The sequence below is a fragment of the Chelatococcus sp. HY11 genome (genome assembly GCF_018398335.1).
Lineage (GTDB): Bacteria > Pseudomonadota > Alphaproteobacteria > Rhizobiales > Beijerinckiaceae > Chelatococcus.
Window position 1 is genome coordinate 2,029,750 of the sequence record NZ_JAHBRX010000001.1, and the last position, 20,445, is coordinate 2,050,194.

Genomic DNA, 20,445 nt, shown 5'->3' on the forward strand with positions numbered 1-20,445 from the left:
CGAAGTATCGCGGCTATCGGTATGAGCGCCTTAATCGGCGCAGGCGCCTTGACAGCCCTGACCGCCGCGAGCGCCACCCCGGCGCGGGCGCAGTTCATCAAGCCAGTCCAGGCGCCGCCGGATCCATCGCTCACGGAAGTCCAGTGGCGTGGCCATGGCGGGCCAAGAGGGCCAAGGGGTCCCCATGTCGGGCCGCGTCCGGGCGGGCCACGTTATGGTGGTCCGGGCGTGCGCTACCGACCGCCGCCGCCGGGACGGTATTACGGGCGCCGCTATGGTCCCCCGCCCCGCTACTACGGCCGTCCTTATCCCGCGCCCGGCTATTACTACGGCCCTGGCTACAACCCGGGCGCGGCAGCGGCCGCCGGTGCCGCGGGACTTGCGGCGGGCGCGCTCATCGGCGGCGCGATCGCCTCACAGCAGGCCGCCCCGGTTGTACAGGGCGACACGAACTGGATCGCCTATTGCTCGTCCAAATACAGGTCCTTCGACCCGGCGAGTGGAACCTATCTCGGCTACGACGGCAGACGTCACGTCTGCCAGTGATATCCGCCGGCAGACGGTTCATGACCTGGATCAGGCCGCGAGAGCGGCCTGATGGATTGATGCGGCCGCGGGCACCGCTTGCACCTTCGGCTCCGCGGGCGCTCCGCACCAGGCGCTGTGCGCCGGGATAGCCTCGCCTTTCATGACGAGGGTCAGGGGGCTGAGGCGCGCGAAGTCGCCGACCGTCGTGGCATAGAGCACCGTCGATCCCGCGCCGATGCTGACGCCCTTGCCGATACGGACACATCCGACCTTCATGACCCGGTCCTCATAGAGATGGGTCTGCAGGGCGGACAGGCCATTGATGACGGTAAATTTACCGACATGCACGCAATCGAACTCGGTGACGTCGGTCGTGTCGAGGAATACGCCCTCACCGATCTTGCAGCCGAACACGCGCAGCGCCCATGGCAGGAACGGCGTGCCGCGCAGATGGTCCAGGAGCACCTTGCCGGCGAGGCCCCAGTACATCACGGCGACCGCCTCCGTACGCATGGCCCACCATGACCACATGGGCTTCACGACTGGACGGTAGGTGCCCATCAGTGCCCATTTGATGCCCGCCACGACGAGCATCATCGCGCAGGAAATCACCACGCTGGACGCCACGAACAGGAGCGCCGCCGTGCCGTAGCGGCCGTCGAGCGCCGCGGGCCCCAGCACCTCCACCGCGTAGGTGCCGAAGGTGATGAACAGGGCCATCGGCAAGGACAGGTGGAAGGCCTCGAACACACCACGGCCGAGGCGGCGCCAACGCGAAGGCTCATAGGTCCATGTGGCGCCGACATCGCCGAAGGTCTGGCGGACCGGCAGGCGGATCGGTGGGCTGCCGAACCAGGTATCGCCCGCCGTCATGGCTTCATTAGCCGGCGGCTTGGATTTGATGCCGATCAAGGCGCCTTCAGGAATCACCGCGCCGGGAGGAACAACCGCGTCGTTGCCCACGAACACACGCGCGCCGGTCTTGATGGGCCGCAACGTCATCCATCCGTCCCGGATATCCTCGTCGCCCAGCACCACCTCGTCGGCGATGAAACATTTCTCGCCGATCTCGGTGAGGTCGTAGCGGCCGGCGAGATTGGTCGAGATCTCCGCGTCCTTGCCGATCTTGGCGCCCATCAGGCGGTACCAGCCGCGCATATAGACGGTGGCATAAAGCGACGAGAGCGTCTCGAGCGTCACCTCGGCGGCCAGCGCCACGGTCCATTTGCGCAGGTAGAAGCCGCTATGGACGGAATAGGTGCCGGGGGTGACGCGCGGCAGCACGATCCACCGCAGCGCGACAATCAGCATCACCGTCACGCCGATGAGCGCCATCGCCGTCGGCCAGGCCAGGAACGGCACATAGTAGAGATAGTTCACATGGACGGCCGCGCCGAAAATCTCGTCGAGCCGGTCAAACAGATAGAAGGCCGGGAAGATCGGCAGGAGGCTGATCGGCGGCAGCACGAGAAGTGCGAGCATATACACGACGGCGTTGATACGCCTGCGGACACCGCTCGCAGCCGGCGGCTGGCTCAGTTCAGCGGGATTGACCATCCCGACCTGCCTCGCCGGCGATCCGTCCCAGCTCTCATAGGCTGGAATGGTTGTGCCTTCGCCGACGGATGAGAGATCGGCGAGTTCGACGCCTGTCCCGACATCGACATTCCGGCCGATCACGCACGAGGTACCGATATAGGCGCGCTCGCCGACGGCGATCTCCCCGATGATGAGCTCATTGCCGACGACTTCCGCGTTCGCGAACTTCACCTTGCCGCCCGTGGACGCGCCTGCGCCGATCGTCACAAGATCAATGGCGCCGACCTCGAATTCGCTGATCAGCGCGTCGTCCCCGACCTTCGCGCCGAGCGCCCTGAGGTACACCCGCATGATCGGCGAGCCCTGGAACCACTTCATGTGGACGAGGGAGAGGAGGCGCTGGGTCAGCCACCAGCGAAAATAATAGGTGCCCCATAGGGGGTAACGACCCGGTTTGGTGCGGCCCATCACCAGCCATTTGCCAGCGATCACGATCGCCACCGTGGCGATATTGATCGCGACATAGACACCCAGAAACGTCGAGGCATCGACGAGGAAGGGCGCATCCGCCGCCGTGATCAGCATGTAACTGACGAAAACGCCGAGCCATTGCGCGGTCATCAGTGCCAGAATGAATGGAAGGACCGCCGCCTGGGCGAGACCACAGAGGAAACGGCGCAAGAGAGGCGGCGGCGTGAAGCTGAGATCGAGAGGCTCAGCCGAAGGCCCGGCCGGACGGCGCAGATCGAGATTTGCCGCCATCGCGCGCAGCGTGCGCTGTCCATAGACGTCGTTGAGGGTGAGCCCCGCCAGCGCCGGCGTCTCGCGCACCGCCGACACGAAGCGGGCGGCAATCAACGAATGGCCACCAAGCTCCATGAAGAAATCGGCGTCGAGCGGAATCGCGGTATTCGGGAACACCCGTTTCGCCGCTGCCATGAGGGTCGCCTCGGTCTCGCTCCGCGGCTCGTCATCGACCTCGGCGGTCGCGGCGGCCAGCGGCATGGCCCGCAGGACCTTGCGGTCGATCTTGCCGGACGACATCGTCGGCAATTCACCGACCATCTCGATATGCGAGGGCACCATGTAGGCCGGCAGGCTCGCGCCGAGGGCAAGGCGAAGCCCCGCACCCGTCATCACCGCGTCGGGATGCTGCACGACGAAGCCGACGAGGCGCTCAATGTCATTGTCGGTCCGCAGCACGACGGCCGCCCGCGCCACGCCGGGCTCGGCGACCAGCCGCGCCTCGATTTCCCCAAGCTCCACACGGAAGCCACGGATCTTGACCTGATCGTCGATACGGCCATGGAAATGAATGCGGCCCATCTCGTCGATGCTCGCGGCATCGCCCGAGCGATAGAGGATCGGGTCCTGGCCCGCGAATGGATTGGCGATGAACTTCTGCGCCGTCAGTTCCGGCCGCGCGAGATATCCCTGCGCCACGCCGGGTCCCCCGATCAGGAGTTCGCCAGGCAGGCCGACCGGCAGGAGATTGAGGTCCTCATCGACGATGTAGCAGCTGTAGTTCGGCAGGGGGCGGCCGATAGTGACCACCTCTCCCGGGTGCACGTCGGCAAGCGTCGCCACCACGGTCGCTTCCGTCGGTCCGTAGCTGTTGACGATCCGCCGGCCGGGCGCCGACCAGCGGGTGGCAACCGACGGCGGGCAGGCTTCGCCACCCAGAATGATCAGCCTGAGGCTTGGAATGTCGCGGGTGAGCATCGACAAGAGGGTCGGCACCGTATCGAGCACGGTGATGCCGTTCTCAGCCATCACGTCGGGAAGCCGCTCGGGATCGTCCATGATCGCGCGGGTCGCCACGAAGAGGGTGGCTCCAACGAGATAAGGAACCCAGATTTCTTCCATGCTGAGGTCGAAGGCGACCGACGCGCCCTGAAAGACGACGTCGTCCGCATCTATACCGTAGACGTCACCGGCCGAACGCAGAAAATGGCAGATGTTGCGGTGGGTGATGACGATGCCTTTGGGCGTCCCCGTCGAACCCGAGGTGTAAATGAGGTAGGCCGGGTGATCGGGCGTCAGGCCACGGCGGCGCGGCTCTGGCGGCGCGCTCTTGGTGGTATCTGCGATGGCGACCCCATCCCAGACGGGGCAATCAACGCCACCGAGACGCGACGCCCAATCCGCCGAAGTCAGTATGCCTCTCGCCTTCGCGTCGGCAAGACACACGGCGATGCGCTCGACCGGCGCGTCGGCGTCGAACGGCAGCCAGGCAGCCCCCGCCTTCGTGATGGCGATCTGCGCAATGAGCAACGCGGCCCCTCGCGGCATCCACAGACCGACCACATCACCCGGACCACAGCCATGCGCCATCAAGCCGTAGGCGATGGCATTGGCCTTAGCCTCCACGCGGCTGTAGCTCCATACCTCCGCGCCATCGATGATGGCGATCCGGTAGCCCCGCAGGCGCACGGTATTGCTAAAAATATCGCTCAGCGTCTCATCGCGCAGAAACTCCGGCCGCTCGTCTCCAAAAAGACACGAACTCGGGAGATCAACGACTTCCGCTTTCATTTCAGGCGTATGGCTGGGCGACATATTGTTCATAACACTTGGCCTTTTAAGAGATTTGGCGCACGCAAACGCACCCCGATCGCTGGAAGCGAACGCGAATATTGATCTCCAGACTCTCGGGATTGCCGATAACTTCGCGTCGGCGGCGCCGTCACCTCATATCAGTCGGCCCATCAAGGATCGTGACAGGCACCCATGCGCACTGATCGATATGACCAGCTCGTGCCTCATTCTTGAGCTCGGCCGGCTGAACACTGCATGAACGAAGTCGATCTCGGCCGTTCATCTTGGCGCATGAGAAAAAGGCCGCGCAACGGTGGCGCGGCCCGAAACATCATCGCAATACTGGAAATATGTCGCGCTGCCGATCAGCTTTCCGGGGTCCAATGGGCGGCGCCATCGCGGAAGACCAGCACCCGCCCCTGCCAGATTGGCACCGAGGGGGCCTCGGCCGTGGAGAGATCCGTCAACATTGTCAGGAGCGCGCGTGCGACACCGCCATGCGAGACCACAAGGGTATCCCGCGTGATATCCGCGATGAACGGCCTCAGCCGTTCGACGACCATCACGTAGCTCTCGCCGTTACGCGGCATGAAGCCGAAGCGGTCCTTGTCGCGGGCGGCAGCACCGGCATTGTCGCGGGAGCGGACCTCTTTCCAGGTCATACCTTCCCAGATGCCGAAGGAGACTTCCCGCAAACGCTCGTCCCGGCGGAAATCGTCGACCGGAAGGCCGGCGGCAGCCCGCAGGCGCTCCATCGTCTCGCGGGTGCGCGAAAGGGGGCTCGCGACATAGTCGAGCTCGGCGAAGCCGGGCACCAGATCCGGCAGGAAGCGCCCAACCTCGTCCGCCTGGCGGCGTCCACGATCGTTCAGCGATGTATCACGCTGCCCTTGCAGGCGACCCTCCGCATTCCAGTCGGTCTCGCCGTGGCGGACGAAATAGATCGTCGGGGCCACGCCTCAATCCTTGCCGAGCACGATATCGGGCGCGTCGGGGTTCTTCATGCCGACGACATGGTAGCCCGCGTCCACATGGGTCACCTCGCCGGTGATGCCGCGTCCCATGTCGGAGAGCAGGAAGGCAGCGCTTTCGCCCACCTCCTCGATGGTAACCGTGCGTCTCAGGGGCGAGTTGTACTCGTTCCACTTCAGGATGTAGCGGAAATCGCCGATGCCGGAGGCCGCGAGCGTCTTGATCGGCCCGGCCGAGATCGCGTTGACGCGGATGTTCTGCGGGCCGAGATCGGCCGCCAGATAGCGAACGCTCGCCTCTAGCGCTGCCTTGGCGACGCCCATGACATTATAATGGGGCATCCATTTCTCGGCGCCGTAGTAGGTCAGCGTCAGGATGGAGCCACCGTCGGTCATCAGCTTCTCCGCCCGCTGGGCCACCGCCGTCAGCGAATAGCAGGAGATGAGCAGCGACTTGGTGAAGTTCTCCTCGCTCGTGTCGAGATAGCGCCCGGTCAGCTCGTCCTTGTCGGAGAAGGCGATGGCATGCACGATGAAATCGAGCTTGCCCCATTTTTCCTCGATCGCCGCGAAGACAGCGTCGATGGTGGCACCGTCCGTGACGTCGCAATGGCCGGCGACGAAGGCCCCGAGTTCGGCGGCCAACGGCTCCACGCGCTTCTTCAGCGCGTCGCCCTGATAGGTCAGGGCAAGCTCTGCACCATGGGCACGGGCGGCCCTGGCAATACCCCAGGCAATCGAGCGGTTGTTGGCAACCCCCATGATCAATCCGCGTTTACCGGAGAGGATGGACGAAGTGCTTTGGGTGTTATCAGCCATGGCCATGAAACGTTGTGGATACGAAGGGCGAGGAATCAACGATCGTCGACAGAAACGCAAGGCATCATTAGCTGAGGGTTGCCGACGACGGAAGCCTCAGCGGCAGCTCCGCCGTTCACAGCATGCGACCATCTGCAACAGTCGATCACGAATTTGGCCGCGGTCGACATTTTCCTCCCTTTTCGCACAGGTCTTTCGTTCGCTTCAGCGCCAATAAGGATTTGTTAATAATCAAGGGGCGTGGCTTCGCACCTGTCATGCGCCCATTGCAGAGGCCGCCGTTAATGGGAATGCTATAAGCGCGCCATAAATAATTGTGCAATGCAACATAACGTATCCTCATCATGTCTCATGCCGTAGCCGGCCAGCAAACCAATGCCGGCGCCGCGTCGACGCACCAGGCAGGCGCGTCGCCCCAGTCCCTCCTCGCGCTCGCGCTCGGAACCGCAGGGGTCGTCTATGGCGATATCGGCACGAGCCCCCTCTATGCCTTTCGTGAGGCGCTGGCCCATGCCGGGCCGGGCGGACTGGAGAACAAGGTCCTCGGCGTGCTTTCGCTGATCCTGTGGACGCTCGCCCTCGTCGTCACCGTTAAATATGTGATCGTGCTGCTGCGTGCCGACAACAATGGCGAGGGTGGAACGCTGTCCCTGGTGGCGCTTCTGCAGCATGCGAAAGGCGGCCGCAGTGGTTTCGTCATCCTGCTCGGCATCATCGGCGCTGCTCTGTTCTATGGCGATGCTGTCATCACGCCGGCGATTTCCGTGCTCTCGGCCGTGGAAGGCCTGAAGCTGATCACGCCGGTATTCGAGCCCTATATCCTGCCGCTGACGGTCGTTCTACTCGTTGCGATTTTTGCCATTCAGTATCGGGGCACGGCACGCGTCGCCGCGCTGTTCGGGCCGATCATGGTGGTCTGGTTCCTGATCCTTGCAGTGGGCGGGCTTGGCGGCCTCGTGTCGAACCCGGAGGTGCTGGCCGCGCTTGATCCGCGCTTCGGGATCGCGTTCCTTGCCGAGCACGGCACGATCGGCTTCGTCACTCTCGGCGCGGTCTTCCTCGCCGTCACGGGCGCTGAAGCGCTCTACGCGGATCTCGGGCATTTCGGCCGGGCACCCATCCGGCTGACGTGGCTCGGGCTCGTCTTCCCGGCGCTCGCCCTCAACTACCTCGGGCAGGCCGCCGTCGTTCTGGACGATCCGAGCGCCGCGTCCGATCCGTTCTTTCTTCTCTTTCCCGAGTGGGCTCTCATCCCGGTCGTCGTGTGCGCGACGGGCGCCACTGTCATCGCGTCGCAAGCGGTGATCACCGGCGCATTCTCCCTCAGCCGCCAGGCCATTCAGCTCGGCCTTATCCCGCGCCTCACGATCAGCCACACGTCCGATAGCCATGCCGGGCAGATCTACATGCCGCGCATCAACATGATGCTGCTCGTCGGCGTGCTCTGCGCGGTCTTCGCCTTCCGCTCCTCGGCGGGCCTCGCATCCGCCTATGGCATCGCCGTGACCGGCACGATGGTCGTCACGACCATGCTCGCCTTCCTCGTCGTCTGGCGGGTCTGGCGCTGGAGCTTCCTCGCCACGGCCGCCCTGTTTTCACCGCTGTTCGTGCTCGACGTCACTTTCCTCTCCGCCAACCTCAGCAAGATGGGCCACGGCGGTCTCTTCCCGCTCGTCGTCAGCGCCGGCCTCATCGTCGTGATGCTGACCTGGCGGCGCGGGGTGCGGGTGGTCTCCGAGAAAACGCGCCATGCGGAAGTCTCGATGGAGGAACTGGCACGGCTGCTGGAACTCAGCCATCCGCATCGCGTCAAGGGCACCGCCGTGTTCCTGACCGGCGAGCCGGAGACCGCTCCGCGCGCGTTGTTGCACAATCTCAAGCACAACAAGGTCCTGCATGAGAAGAACGTCATCCTGACGGTGACGACGTCGGATCGTCCACGCGTTCCCGACGCGGAGCGCATTGAGATCACCCCCGTCAACGACGATTTCACGCAGGTCACCATGACCTTCGGCTATGCGGAAACGCCGAACGTGCCCCAAGGCCTCGCCATCGCACGGACATGCGGCTGGCGCAGCGACATCATGTCGACGTCGTTCTTCCTGTCGCGACGCTCGTTGCGGCGGGGGCCGCAATCGAAACTGCCGCGCTGGCAGGCCGCGCTGTTCATCCATCTGGCGCGCAATGCGGCTGATGCGACGGACTTCTTCCAGATCCCCACCGGCCGCACCCTGGAAGTGGGTGTGCAGGTGCCCCTGTAGGGCAATCGACAATCAGCTGTGGATCCGTTTCCGGCCCGCTTACCTCTCCCCGGCGGGGAGAGGTCGCGCCGAAGGCGCGGGTAAGGGGGACGCCTACCGGAGAACGCAATCCCCTCACCCCAACCCTCTCCCCGGCGGGAGAGGGAGAAACAGCGGCCTTCTCACATCAGATGGACGATAGCGGCACCCCGCTCAATCGGCGGTCTGCTCTGTATCGGCGCGGCGTTTGCGCATCAGGCTCTCAAGCTCGAGATCCGGCTCCTTCGGCAGCTCGATATCGATCGTGACGATCAGGTCGCCAGCTCCGTCCTTCGTCGGAAGGCCCTTGCCGCGCAGGCGGAAATTGCGTCCCCCGCTCGAACGTGGCGGGATGGTCATGTCGACCGCGCCTTGCAGGGTGGGCACGCGGACCGTCGCCCCGAGAACAGCATCCTCCAGCTTGACCGGCAGGCGCGTGCGCAGGGTCGTCCCATCCACCTTGAAGCGCTCATGGGGCGCGATGTGAACCGTCAGCAACGCGTCGCCCGCCTCGCCGCCGAACGGGCTTTGCTCACCGAGACCCTTCAGGCGAATGACCTTGCCGTCCGTGATGCCCTTGGGGATCGTGACTTCGATCTCTCGGTTCGGCGGCAGCAAGATGCGGCGCTTGGCGCCGGACACGGCGTCTTCCAGCGAGACAGTCAGGCTCGCGGCGACATCCTGACCGCGTGGCGGCTGGCGGCGGGCGCGCTGGCCGCCGGCTGCGCCGGAACGCCCCGCCCCCTCCCCGAACAGGTCAGCAAATATATCCTGGGGATCGAAGCCACCGGTCGAACGGCGGAAACCATGGCCACCGCCGGTCGAGAAGTTGAAGTTCTCAAAGCCGCCGTCATGGGGACCCGCGCCAAAACCCTCGAATCCTTGGAAGCGGGGCTTGCCCTCGGCATCGATCTCGCCACGGTCGAACTGGCCGCGCTTCTCGCTGTCGCTCAACAGGTCATAAGCCGCCGTCAGCTCGGAGAATTTTTCCTGCGCCTTGGGGTCGCTCGTGTTGCGATCAGGATGATAGGTCTTGGCAAGGCGCCGAAACGCCTTCTTGATGTCCGCCTCGGTCGCCGTTTTACTGAGCCCGAGAATATCATAAGGGTCGCGCATGGGTCCTCACTGCCGTGCAACCTGAAAGGCTGGCACCGGCCCCCATATGGGGCGATTGTTGCACAAATGCAACGCGTCTTACGCGCCCGAATGGCTTTATGTCGGCTTTTTTGCCGGCCCGGCCTCAACGACCGACCATTCTCCTCCCGATGGACGGCACGCCTTACCTTGCAGCTTTCGCGGCCCGGTCTGCAAGACGAGATCCGCAAAAAAATCGCGGCAGACGTCATCGCCCTTGACATACGGCTGACCGGCAGGCGCGAAACTGCCGGACAACGCCGTCTCCGGATTGCTCCATGGGGCCGCTTCACCGTTGCCGATAGGGTCGAGGGCAACGGCCATCGCGCTTTTCGCCCGGCGCCAGTCCTCCGCCGTCAATTCCGGTGAAAGCGGTGAAGGCTGCTGGGCCGCCGTCGGGACCGAAGCCGTGACGTCGTCGTCCATCAGGCCAGCAACGGGAAAAGAAAGGCTGCAGCCACCAGCGATAAGTGAAATAGCGATAGCGCTGAACGCCAGAACAGGCCGCCTTATTGTCTGCCTTGCCTCGCCACGCTTGCTATTTCCCTTATAATCCAGCACTGACAGACTGCGCATAACGCGCCCTTCCACGCACTCTACATCCAAAGGAATTTAGGCTTTGGAACCGTTAATTAGCCGTGACTTTTCGGGCGACAACGACCCTTTCCAGCTCTTTTCATCCTGGCTGAGGGACGCAGAGGCGAGCGAGCCGAATGATCCAAACGCGATGGCCCTCGCGACGGTTGACAGTGACGGTTTGCCAGACCTCAGGATGGTCCTTCTGAAGGGGCATGACGAACAGGGGTTCGTCTTCTACACCAACGAGGACAGCGCCAAGGGGCGGGAACTCACGGACAATCCGCGCGCCGCGCTGCTGTTCCACTGGAAGAGCCTGCGCCGCCAAGTCCGCGTGCGCGGCCCGGTCGAGGCCGTCCCGGACGCAGAATCGGATGAATATTTCGCGTCCAGGCCCCGCGGCAGCCAGATCGGCGCCTGGGCCTCGAAGCAGTCACAGCCCCTCGAGAGCCGCTTCGCCCTTGAAAAGGCGGTTGCGAGCTTCACGGCTAAGTTCGGCCTCGGCGCGGTGCCTCGGCCGCCGCACTGGCACGGTTTCCGGCTCGTGCCATCGGCCATCGAGTTCTGGCACGATCGCCCGTTCCGGCTGCATGACCGCATCCGCTTTTCCCGCAGCGCGAAGGATGCGCCGTGGAGCAAGGACCGGCTCTACCCCTGAGATCAGTCAAAAGAATACACCTTTCGGCAGCGCGGATGCGCATCCTGAGACGGAAGGCCTCACGGCCTGACGGTGGCCTCCGGGGTCGAATTCGCGCATTCTACGCGGCAGCAACCAGCCGCGGCCGGTACGGTCGACAGGCGAGCAGAGAGCGATGGCCCAGATGTCCAACCAAGCACGGCGCATCATGCTGCTGACGGGAGCCAGCCGCGGCATCGGCCACGCGACGGTCAAGCGTTTCTCGGCCGCAGGTTGGCGCGTCATCACCTGCTCGCGCCACGGGTTTCCGGAGCAATGCCCCTGGGAAATGGGGCCAGAGGATCACATCCAGGTCGACCTCGCCGACACTGACAATACCGCGGCCGCGATCGCCGAGATCCGGCATCGGCTCGAAGCCGAGGGCGGCGTGCTGCACGCGCTCGTCAACAACGCCGCCATTTCGCCCAAGGGCGACGGAGGCAGCCGGCTCGGCGCCCTCGAAACCTCGATCGAGGATTGGCAGCGCGTTTTCCGCGTGAATTTCTTCGCCCCTATCATGCTGGCGCGCGGGCTCGCTGATGAACTGGCGAACGCCCGCGGCTCGGTGGTCAACGTCACGTCCATTGCGGGCAGCCGTGTCCATCCTTTCGCCGGTTCGGCCTACGCGACATCAAAGGCGGCGCTCGCCGCCCTGACGCGGGAAATGGCGGCGGACTTCGGCCCCTTGGGCATTCGCGTCAACGCGATCTCACCGGGCGAGATCGACACGTCGATCCTCTCGCCAGGCACCGAGAAGCTCATCGGCCAGATCCCCATGCGCCGGCTCGGCACGCCGGACGAAGTCGCGAAAGCCATCTATTTCCTGTGCACGGACGCGTCGTCCTACGTGGCCGGCGCTGAATTGCACATCAACGGCGGCCAGCACGTCTGAGGCCGGCCGGCCGATGGAAGGGATCGCGCAATGACCGCCTCCGCCGGAGACCCGGCCTCGGGCCGGGAGAACGGCCGGCTCTATCCGGCAGCGCCCCGGCTCGCGGCAAGCGTTGCGGTGTTTCGCGACGGCAAGGTCTTGCTCGCTGCGAGGCGATATCCACCCATGGCGGACGTCTGGAGCCTCCCGGGCGGCCACGTGGAACTTGGGGAAACCCTGGAAGCCGCCGCGCTGCGGGAGCTCGTGGAGGAAGTGGGCGTCAGGGCGACAATTCTCGGCTTCGCCGGTCATGCGGAGGTCATTGAGCGCGACAGCACGGGCGTAAAGCGCCATTTCGTCGTGGCAGCCTTTGCGGCAAGCTGGCAAAGCGGTGAAGGAGCCGCGATCGCGGAAGTCGCTGCGGTGGACTGGGTTGACCCGTATGATCTCGGGGAGCGGGCGGTCACACCGGGGTTGCGTGATATCGTGGCCCGCGCCGCTCTCATTGTTGAACGTGGCGCGCCGATAGCCGGGCGCCATGATGGGTCCATTTGAAACGCCAGGTTTTTGAAACGCCAAGTTCGAGGCCAGATCGAGTGCACGAACGTCACGCGACCCCCTTGCGGCCGCTGAGCCCCCGGCCCCATCGCAAATGGAGCGGCTATCCCGTCCCGGCGGCTGTCGCGGTCGCCTTCCTTATCGCGCTGCCGACGCCTGCCGCTTTGGCGCTCGGCCGCGGCGATGGCCCCTCCTTCGGCACGGCGAGGTCGGAACCGGCTCTCGCGGCCAACACGGCTCCAGCCGCGCGGGATAAAAGCGCGCAGGAGCAGGGTAACGGCAAGAACGGCGCGGCATCGCCGCCGGCGGATGCCCCGGCGTCCGCGCCCGAGGAGCGGCCACTCTATGAGGGCCAGATGCTGCGGCTCGCCGAGGTGCTGGGCGCCCTCTCCTTCCTCCGCAATTTGTGTGGCGCGAACGATGCTCCACAATGGTATGAGAAAATGCGCGCGCTGATCGACGCCGAGGCGAGTACCGCCGCGGAACGCGAGCGTCTGGCGGGAGCGTATAATCGCGGTTTCAACGGCTACGCCCTCACCTACAGGCGCTGCAACGCATCGGCGGAAGCGGCCATCACGCGTTTCCTCGATGAGGGCGCGCGGCTCGCAGCCACCATAAGCTCGCGCTTTGGTGGTTGAATAAGGTCATTTCCAGGCGCCAAGCCGCGTGACTGTCGTTTTTATGCATCAGGGTAAACATGTTTGCGGCGCGCCGGCCGATTTCCTGTGTGTCGTTAACCGCCTCGCAACAACTGGCTGGCGCCGGTCATGCTTCCTGCGTAAGCTCGAATCCGTTGCGTTTTTTCCCTCTTCAGGACCATCGGTTTCACGCATGGACGATTCTCAGCCCCATCTCGATATGATTGACACGAGCGAGGAAAAGCGGGCTGCCCTGGCTTATCTCAGCGAGGCCTTCGCGGAGGCACAGCTCGACGGCCTCGATGGCGACTGCGTGGCTCACGCCGCCTTGTTCACCGCCTTCCACGAACTCGTCACGACCTATGGCGAGGAAGCCGTCGCCCGATTCGCGGAAAATCTGCCGACCCGCATCCGTGGCGGCGGGTTTACGAGCGGCTTGAGGCATTAGAAGCCGTCAGGGTCATATCCGACGCTTTCTTCCCGAAGCTTGAGGTTACCGATCGCTAGACCTATGTGTCAGCGACCATGCCGCTTCGTCGCATGGTGCTCGTCGGTCAGGCCCAGTCGTGGAAGGAGTTCATCATGCCGTCAGCTTTCCTGGCGGATCGCGGAGTCATCCGCATCTCCGGCGCCGATGCCCTCGATTTCCTGCAGAACATTCTAACCTGTCGCCTGGACGATCTTGAGCCGAACGTGGGCCGTCTCGGTGCCCTGTTGTCGCCCCAGGGCAAGATCTTGTTCGACGGCTTGTTCACGCCAGCCCCCGAGGGCGGGTTCTTCGTCGATACGACACAAGCCTCGATCCCTGATTTTCTCAAGCGCCTCACGCTTTACAAGCTGCGCAGCAAGGTTCTCCTCGAGGATCTGTCGGCGACGCTCGCGATCGCGGCCGGATGGGACGGCGCGGAGGCGCCGATCGGCACCCTGCTGACCTATGACGACACCCGCGCCCCAGGTCTCGGCCGCCGTTTCATCGGCGAGCGGGCAGCCTATGCCAACGCGAGCCTCCTGGATGCGAGCGCCTATCATGCCCATCGCATCGCCACGGGCGTCCCGGAAGGCGGACAGGATTTCGCCTTCGGCGATGCCTTCCCGCACGAGACGATGATGGATCAGATGGGCGGTGTTGTCTTCGACAAGGGCTGCTACATCGGCCAGGAGGTCGTTTCACGCATGCACCACCGCGGCACCGCGCGCACGCGCATCGTGATCGTCACCTTTGCGGATGGCGACGCGCCCGTCGGACAAACGCCGGTGGAGGCTGGCGGCAAGCTGGTCGGCCATCTCGGTTCTCATGCGGGCTCCGTCGGGCTCGCCATGCTGCGGCTCGACCGGGTGGTCGACGCGCAGGCCGCAGGCCTGCCGCTTTTAGCCGACGGACGGCCGCTGACGGTCGCCTTGCCCGGCTATGCCAGCATCGCCTTCCCCACAACCGCCGCAAACGATGGGCCGGCGCCATGAATGACACCACGGACAATGCCGCCCCCAATGGGCTCGTCGATCATCCCGACGGCAAGCGGCGCTGCTGGTGGCCGGGTTTCGACCCGCTCTACGTCACCTACCACGACACCGAATGGGGGGTGCCGGAGTTCGACGACCGGGCCCTGTTCGAGAAGCTTATTCTCGACGGCTTTCAGGCCGGACTGTCCTGGATCACCATTCTCAGGCGCCGCGAGGGCTTCCGCGAGGCCTTCGCGGGCTTTGACCCGGAGGTGATCGTTCGCTTCGACGAGGCCAAGCGCGCGGCGTTGATGGAGGACACCCGCATCATCCGCAACCGGGCCAAGATTGAGGGCACCGTGAAGAGCGCGCGCGCCTGGCTCGACATCATGGAAAACGGTGGTTTTTCACGGTTTCTCTGGGATATCGCCGGGGGGCGGCCGCAGCAGAGCAATCTCCGCTCGCGCGCCGAGGTGCAGGCGGAGACGGAGACCTCGCGCCGGATGTCGAAAGCCCTGAAGGCGGCGGGCTTCACCTTCTGCGGCCCCACCATCACCTACGCCTTCATGCAGGCGGTCGGCATGGTCAACGACCATCTGGTGGGCTGCTATCGCCACGCCGAATGCGCGGAGCTCGCCGACCATATGCCCGAGGGCTTCCGTTCGTGACAACACAGGGCGGATCGTCGGGGACGCGGTCGGGAAGCAAGGCGGCGCGCGCCTGGCAGCGCATGCTGTCCGGCCGGCGGCTCGATCTGCTCGACCCATCGCCGCTCGATATCGAGATCGAGGACATCGCGCACGGGCTCGCGCGGGTTGCCCGCTGGAACGGCCAGACCAGCGGGCCGCAGATCTATTCCGTCGCCCAGCATTCCCTTCTGGTCGAAGCCATCGCCTGCCACATGGTTTCGTCCAAGACCGCCTCTGCTGCGCATTGGCAGCTTGGCGTGCTGCTGCACGACGCCGCAGAATATGTCATCGGGGACATGATCTCGCCCTTCAAGACAGTCATGGGCGGCACCTATCGCGAGGTGGAGGCCCGACTCATGGCCGCCATCCATCTGCGCTTCGGCCTGCCGGCGACGCTCAGGTCCGACGTGCGCGATCTCACCAAACGGGCCGACCAGCAGGCGGCCTATCTGGAAGCGACACGGCTTGCCGGCTTCGACCGCGCCGAGGCCGTGAAATTCTTCGGCCGGCCGGCCGCCCTTCCGCAGTCCGCCCTGTCCTATCTCGCCCCGTGGAGCGCGGATGAGGCGAAAGCGCGCTTTCTGGCACGCTTCCAGAGCGTGAGCGCAACAACCGGCCTAACGCTTAACAGCGGCCCCGTCGCGACTTCTGATTGAAACGGAAACGCGGCTTTATAGATGCGTGCATGGCCCCTTAATCCCATGTTGCTAAACCAATCCCTTCTAGAGATCTGACCGTACACACGAATCGCCTTATGGTCGCACCTTGACCGCTTTGAATGTGACCAGTTTGGATCGACCCATGCCTGCCATCCATGTCTGCCCCTTGTCCCGCCTCTCGGAGACTGTGGCGGCCTCCTCAGCCAGTCATCTCATTTCGCTGACGAGCGGCGATACCACCACGGCTACCCCAGACGCCATCGCGGCCGGCCATCATCTCAGCATCCGTATGAGCGACATCGTCGCGCCTCTCGATGGCCATGTGCTGCCCGACGTCGAACATGTGGACGCCTTGCTCGCCTTCGTCCACGATTGGCCGCGCGAGCACCCGCTCGTCATTCACTGCTTCGCGGGCATCAGCCGTTCCACGGCCGCGGCTCTCGTGTCGTTCTGTGCCCTGAACGCCAATCAGGACGCAGAAGAGGCGGCCAAGGCCTTGCGTCTGGCCTCCCCGTCCGCGACGCCGAATATCCGTTTCATCGAGGTTGCCGATGCGCGCCTCGGCTATGAGGGACGACTGGTCGCCGCCACCAATGCCATCGGCCGCGGCTGCGAGGCGTTCGAGGGCGAGCCCTTCGTCCTTCCGTTGCATAACGCCTGAGCGCGAAGCGAGGTATGGAGCCCTCCACCCCGTTGTCCACAGCCATCGAGATCGGCCTCGCGGCCGCGATCGTCGTGGTCAAGGGAGATGTGCCGCAAATCCTCGTCGCACGTGGCGGCGATGCGACGCCGGGCCTGCCGTTCGGTGTCTTCGATCCGCTCGCCCATCGCACCTTCGAGATCGGCCTCAGGGCCTGGGTGAAGGAGCAAACCGGCTTCAGCCTGGGCTATGTCGAGCAGCTCTATACCTTCGGTGATCGTGGCCGGCACGCCCGGCGCGGCGATGGCGAGCCGCACGAGGTGTCGGTGGGCTATCTCGCGTTGACCCGCCTCGGCGCGGAGGCCAGCGAGGTGCCGACGACCGCACGCCTCCTGCCCTGGTATCATTTTTTCCCCTGGGAAGACTGGCGCAGCGGCAAGCCCGAATGCCTCGCCGCGATCCTCCCGGCGCTCGATGAGTGGGCCGCCGACGCCATCGCCGACCGGGAGGAGATCGAGCGGCGCGGCCTGTCCCGCCGCGAGCGGCTGAAGCTCAGCTTCGGCACGGCAAGCATCCCCTGGGACGAGGAAAAGGCGCTCGACCGCTATGAACTGCTCTATGAAGCCGGCCTTGTCGGGGAAGCGCTACGCGACGGGCGGCGGAGCGCCGAGGCGCGCGCTAGCTTGCCTCCGGCGGGCGAGATGATGCGCTACGACCACCGCCGCATTCTGGCGACCGCGATCAGCCGTCTGCGCGCCAAGCTCAAGTATCGACCGCTCATCTTCGAGCTGATGCCACCCACTTTCACGCTGACCGCCCTGCAGCGCACCGTCGAGGCCATCGCCGGCCGGCACCTTCACAAGCAGAATTTCCGGCGCTTCGTAGAAGGCACCGCGCTCGTCGAGCCGACGGGCGACATGGCGCCGACGGCGGGGCGTCCGGCCGCCGTGTTTCGCTTCCGCCGCGAGGTGCTGCAGGAAAGGCCTTCGCTTGGCCTGCGCCTGGGCGGGCGGGGCTGACGCGGTGCACGGCGGCACCATGAATTTCGCGGGTTTGAGGTAGAACGAAGCCATGGAATGGGTACTGCTCGGGCTCCTGATATTGGCCCTGCCGATCATGACGATCGCCAGTTTCATCATGGCGTTAGGCCTCAGGCAGCGCACGCGTCTCCTCGAGGAGAAGGTCGAGGGGCTGGAGCGGTCTCTCGCTCTCGGCGAACGCCCCGCGCAAGCACCAATCGTGCCCTCCCCGACGCAGGAAGAGTTGGAGCCGCCCGCAGAGGAAACGGCAGAGGCGCCGGAGGCAAAGGCGGACGCCGTCCCGCCGGAGCCCGCGCCTGAATCCGATGCTCCCGAATGGTCGCAAGCCGCCCGCGAGGACACCCCCGACGAACAGGCTGCAGCACCTGCGGAACCGCGGCCCGGTCTGGAGGAGCGGCCTGGCCTAGAAGAACGGCTTGGCTCGCGCTGGGCCGTGTGGGTCGGCGGCATCGCGCTGGCGCTCGGTGGTTTCCTGCTGGTGCGCTTTTCCGTCGAACAGGGCTATTTCGGCCCTGGCGTGCGCGTCATGGGCGCCGCCCTTCTCGCGCTCGCGCTGATCGCCGCCGGCGAATGGTTTCGCCGGCGCGAGCGCGCGGAAGCGTTTGCGGGCATCCCCTCGGCGCATGTGCCAAGTGTGCTGACGGCGGCGGGAACCGCCTCGGCCTTCGCGACGGTCTATGCGTCCTACGCGCTCTACGACTTCATCAGCCCCGCGACAGCCTTCGTGCTGCTCGGCCTCGTCTCCCTGGCGACGTTGACGGCTTCGGTGCTGCATGGTCCGGCGCTGGCGGCTCTCGGGCTTCTCGCCGCCCTCGTCTCACCGCTTCTCGTCTCCACGGAGGAGCCCGAGCCCTGGGCGCTTGTCATCTATCTCCTCTTCCCCGTAGCGGCCTCCTATGCCCTCGCACGCTTGCGCCTGTGGAAATGGCTCGCGGTCTCGGCCGCGATAGGCGCCTCGCTCTGGGGCGCCTTCCTCGTGCTCGCCTTCACGACGGGTCATGCACCGGCCCTGCTGACGCATATCGTCCTCCAGGCCCTGCTCGCCGTCGCGCTTCTTGTCGTGGACCCGAACCGCGGCGTGGACGACGAGAGAGCCTACCCGGACAGGCTCGGCCTCTTGGTGCTGGTCGTCTTCGCGGCCCTGGCGGGGCTCGCCATGACGGTATCGCTCGACGGCGGCACCCGCGCGCTCTTCGGCGGGATCATGGTCGCCCTCTACATGATGACCGCGGTCCGCATCGCGCCGGCAGCCGGCGCGGCCGCGCTCGCCGCCGCCATAGCCGGCGCCGGGCTCTTCCTCTGGCCCGTTGCCAGGGAAGCCCTCGCCGAACCGCAGAACGTGCTGCCCGGCGGCGCGGGCAGCGTGCCCATGCCCGAGGCGCTCAACCTCTATCTCACCTTCGCGATAGCCAGCGGCGCGGCCGTGGCGCTGGCGAGCCTCTGGCGTATCCTCGTCGGCGCACGCCTGCCCGTCGTGACGATCGCCTGCTACGCGGGCGCGGCGACGGTCGGGCCGCTTGCCCTTCTCGTCATCGCCTATTGGCGTGTCGCCGGTTTCGACAAGAGCATCCCCTTCGCCTTCGTCGCGGCCGCCCTTGGCCTTGCCGCGACCTATGCCGCGCGCCTGACGCGCTCACGGGAAACGGAAGCGCCGGTCCTGGCGCTCGGCACCGGCGCCTTTGCCTCCGCGGCCGTCGCGGCGCTGGCGCTCGGCCTCACCTTCGCGCTCGACAAGGGCATGCTGACGGTCGCCTTCGCGCTCGCGGCGATCGGCACCGCCTGGATCGGCTGGCTTTGCCGCATCCCGGCCCTGCGCTACGTCGTCGGCGCGATCGGCGCCCTTGTCCTCGGCCGCGTCATCTGGGACCCGGCCATCGCAGGCAGCGATCTGGGCACCACGCCGATCCTGAACTGGCTGCTCTGGGGCTATGGTGTGCCGGCGGTCAGCTTTGGCCTCGCCGCGGTCGTGCTGGCCCGGCATCGCCGGGACGCCATCACGCAGCTCTGCGAAAGCCTCTCGATCGTCTTCGCGGCGCTGCTCGTCTTCTTCCAGATCCGCCATGCGCTCAATGGCGGCGACATCCTGCGGGAATCCTCCAGCCTGATCGAGGCGGGTTTGATGGTGACATCGAGCCTGCTGTTCTCGCTGGTAATGGTGCGCTTCGACGCGCGCCGGAGGGACCCGGTCTATCGCATCGCTTCGCTGGCTTTCGGCGTTTTCTCGCTGGCCGTGTCCTTCGGCCTGCTGGCCGTCATCGATAACCCGGCCTTCTCGGGCGATCCCATTCCGGGCGGGGCGATCTTCAACGGGCTTCTGCTGGGCTATCTCATCCCGGCGATCGCCGCCTTCGCGGTGGCCTGGTATGCGCGGCCGAGCAGACCGACGTGGTATGTCTACACCGCTGCCGGGCTCGGCCTCTTCCTGCATCTCCTCTATATGCTGCTTGAGATCCGGCGGCTGTTCCAGGGACCGGTGGTCAGCCTGTGGCGCATGACCAGCGAAACCGAGCTCTGGGTTTATTCCCTGGCGCTGCTCGCCATGGGGGTCCTGCTACTCGCCATCGGGCTTATCTGGCGGCTTCGGCTCGCCCGGCTTCTCTCCGGCGCCTATATACTGACCGCCGTGCTCAAGGTCTTCCTGGTCGACATGGCGAATTTGGAGGGCGCGCTCAGGGCACTTTCCTTCATCGGGCTCGGCCTCGTCCTGGTCGGCATCGGCCTAGCCTACCAGAAGCTTCTCCTGAGGGCACGCCCTCATAATCCCATGCCACAGCCAGGCACGCAGCCGCCCGCGCCGCCGCAATAATGCCGCGTGGACCAGCGACAAGGTGGAACGGCTCCAAGCTTGCA

Annotated in this window: 18 protein-coding genes; 13 read left to right on the forward strand and 5 right to left on the reverse strand. The window is 65.3% G+C overall.

The window, feature by feature from the left end:
- The first annotated feature begins 21 nt into the window (after positions 1–21).
- Positions 22–546 carry a BA14K family protein gene (locus tag KIO74_RS09355; protein ID WP_213331747.1) on the forward strand — a complete coding sequence of 175 codons (525 nt, stop codon included), beginning with the start codon at positions 22–24 and terminating at the stop codon, positions 544–546.
- Positions 547–576: 30 nt separating this feature from the next.
- Here KIO74_RS09355 and KIO74_RS09360 read toward each other — a convergent pair whose 3' ends face one another.
- The 3 genes from KIO74_RS09360 to fabI form a co-directional block, all read right to left on the reverse strand.
- Positions 577–4,626 (reverse strand): Pls/PosA family non-ribosomal peptide synthetase, encoded by a 4,050-nt coding sequence (locus tag KIO74_RS09360; RefSeq protein WP_213334722.1) that lies wholly within the window; start codon positions 4,624–4,626, stop codon positions 577–579.
- Between the two features lie 344 nt (positions 4,627–4,970).
- Complete coding sequence (locus KIO74_RS09365) at positions 4,971–5,561, reverse strand: histidine phosphatase family protein (protein ID WP_213331748.1); 591 nt, start codon at positions 5,559–5,561, stop codon at positions 4,971–4,973.
- Positions 5,562–5,564: 3 nt separating this feature from the next.
- Positions 5,565–6,395, reverse strand: coding sequence for an enoyl-ACP reductase FabI (gene fabI, locus KIO74_RS09370; RefSeq protein WP_213331749.1), 831 nt, complete (start codon positions 6,393–6,395; stop codon positions 5,565–5,567).
- Between the two features lie 344 nt (positions 6,396–6,739).
- On the opposite strand from fabI, the gene KIO74_RS09375 reads away from it, so the two are divergent.
- Positions 6,740–8,656, forward strand: coding sequence for a potassium transporter Kup (locus KIO74_RS09375; protein WP_213331750.1), 1,917 nt, complete (start codon positions 6,740–6,742; stop codon positions 8,654–8,656).
- Positions 8,657–8,848: 192 nt separating this feature from the next.
- Here the strand turns inward: KIO74_RS09375 and KIO74_RS09380 are convergent, their stop codons facing one another.
- Together KIO74_RS09380 and KIO74_RS09385 are read right to left on the reverse strand one after the other, a co-directional pair.
- On the reverse strand, positions 8,849–9,790 hold the full coding sequence (locus KIO74_RS09380) for a DnaJ C-terminal domain-containing protein (RefSeq protein ID WP_213331751.1): 942 nt from the start codon (positions 9,788–9,790) through the stop codon (positions 8,849–8,851).
- 96 nt (positions 9,791–9,886) lie between these two features.
- A complete protein-coding gene (locus tag KIO74_RS09385) occupies positions 9,887–10,384 on the reverse strand; it encodes an RT0821/Lpp0805 family surface protein (RefSeq protein WP_213331752.1) in 498 nt (165 codons plus the stop codon).
- Between the two features lie 43 nt (positions 10,385–10,427).
- Here KIO74_RS09385 and pdxH point away from each other — a divergent pair, with 43 nt between their 5' ends.
- The 11 genes from pdxH (at position 10,428) to KIO74_RS09440 (ending at position 20,401) form a co-directional block, all read left to right on the forward strand.
- Positions 10,428–11,042, forward strand: a complete 615-nt coding sequence (gene pdxH, locus KIO74_RS09390; protein WP_213331753.1) for a pyridoxamine 5'-phosphate oxidase — start codon at positions 10,428–10,430, stop codon at positions 11,040–11,042.
- Between the two features lie 154 nt (positions 11,043–11,196).
- The gene (locus KIO74_RS09395; RefSeq protein ID WP_213331754.1) at positions 11,197–11,952 is read left to right on the forward strand and encodes an SDR family NAD(P)-dependent oxidoreductase; all 756 of its coding nucleotides are present in this window, start codon (positions 11,197–11,199) and stop codon (positions 11,950–11,952) included.
- Positions 11,953–11,982: 30 nt separating this feature from the next.
- Positions 11,983–12,486: an NUDIX hydrolase gene (locus KIO74_RS09400; RefSeq protein WP_213331755.1), complete on the forward strand. Its 504-nt coding sequence runs from the start codon at positions 11,983–11,985 to the stop codon at positions 12,484–12,486.
- A 41-nt stretch (positions 12,487–12,527) separates the two neighbouring features.
- A complete protein-coding gene (locus tag KIO74_RS09405; protein WP_291955235.1) occupies positions 12,528–13,127 on the forward strand; it encodes a TIGR02301 family protein in 600 nt (199 codons plus the stop codon).
- A gap of 193 nt (positions 13,128–13,320) precedes the next feature.
- A complete protein-coding gene (locus KIO74_RS09410; protein ID WP_213331756.1) occupies positions 13,321–13,575 on the forward strand; it encodes a hypothetical protein in 255 nt (84 codons plus the stop codon).
- 134 nt (positions 13,576–13,709) lie between these two features.
- The gene (gene ygfZ, locus KIO74_RS09415) at positions 13,710–14,588 is read left to right on the forward strand and encodes a CAF17-like 4Fe-4S cluster assembly/insertion protein YgfZ (RefSeq protein WP_213334728.1); all 879 of its coding nucleotides are present in this window, start codon (positions 13,710–13,712) and stop codon (positions 14,586–14,588) included.
- Positions 14,585–15,235, forward strand: coding sequence for a DNA-3-methyladenine glycosylase I (locus KIO74_RS09420; protein ID WP_213331757.1), 651 nt, complete (start codon positions 14,585–14,587; stop codon positions 15,233–15,235). The genes ygfZ and KIO74_RS09420 overlap by 4 nt, the downstream gene beginning before the upstream one ends.
- A 62-nt stretch (positions 15,236–15,297) precedes the next feature.
- A complete protein-coding gene (locus KIO74_RS09425; protein WP_249731236.1) occupies positions 15,298–15,912 on the forward strand; it encodes an HD domain-containing protein in 615 nt (204 codons plus the stop codon).
- A gap of 145 nt (positions 15,913–16,057) precedes the next feature.
- On the forward strand, positions 16,058–16,576 hold the full coding sequence (locus KIO74_RS09430; protein ID WP_213331759.1) for a tyrosine phosphatase family protein: 519 nt from the start codon (positions 16,058–16,060) through the stop codon (positions 16,574–16,576).
- A gap of 14 nt (positions 16,577–16,590) precedes the next feature.
- Positions 16,591–17,574: an NUDIX hydrolase gene (locus KIO74_RS09435; protein WP_213331760.1), complete on the forward strand. Its 984-nt coding sequence runs from the start codon at positions 16,591–16,593 to the stop codon at positions 17,572–17,574.
- A gap of 52 nt (positions 17,575–17,626) precedes the next feature.
- Positions 17,627–20,401: a DUF2339 domain-containing protein gene (locus KIO74_RS09440; protein WP_213331761.1), complete on the forward strand. Its 2,775-nt coding sequence runs from the start codon at positions 17,627–17,629 to the stop codon at positions 20,399–20,401.
- Positions 20,402–20,445: the final 44 nt, after the last annotated feature.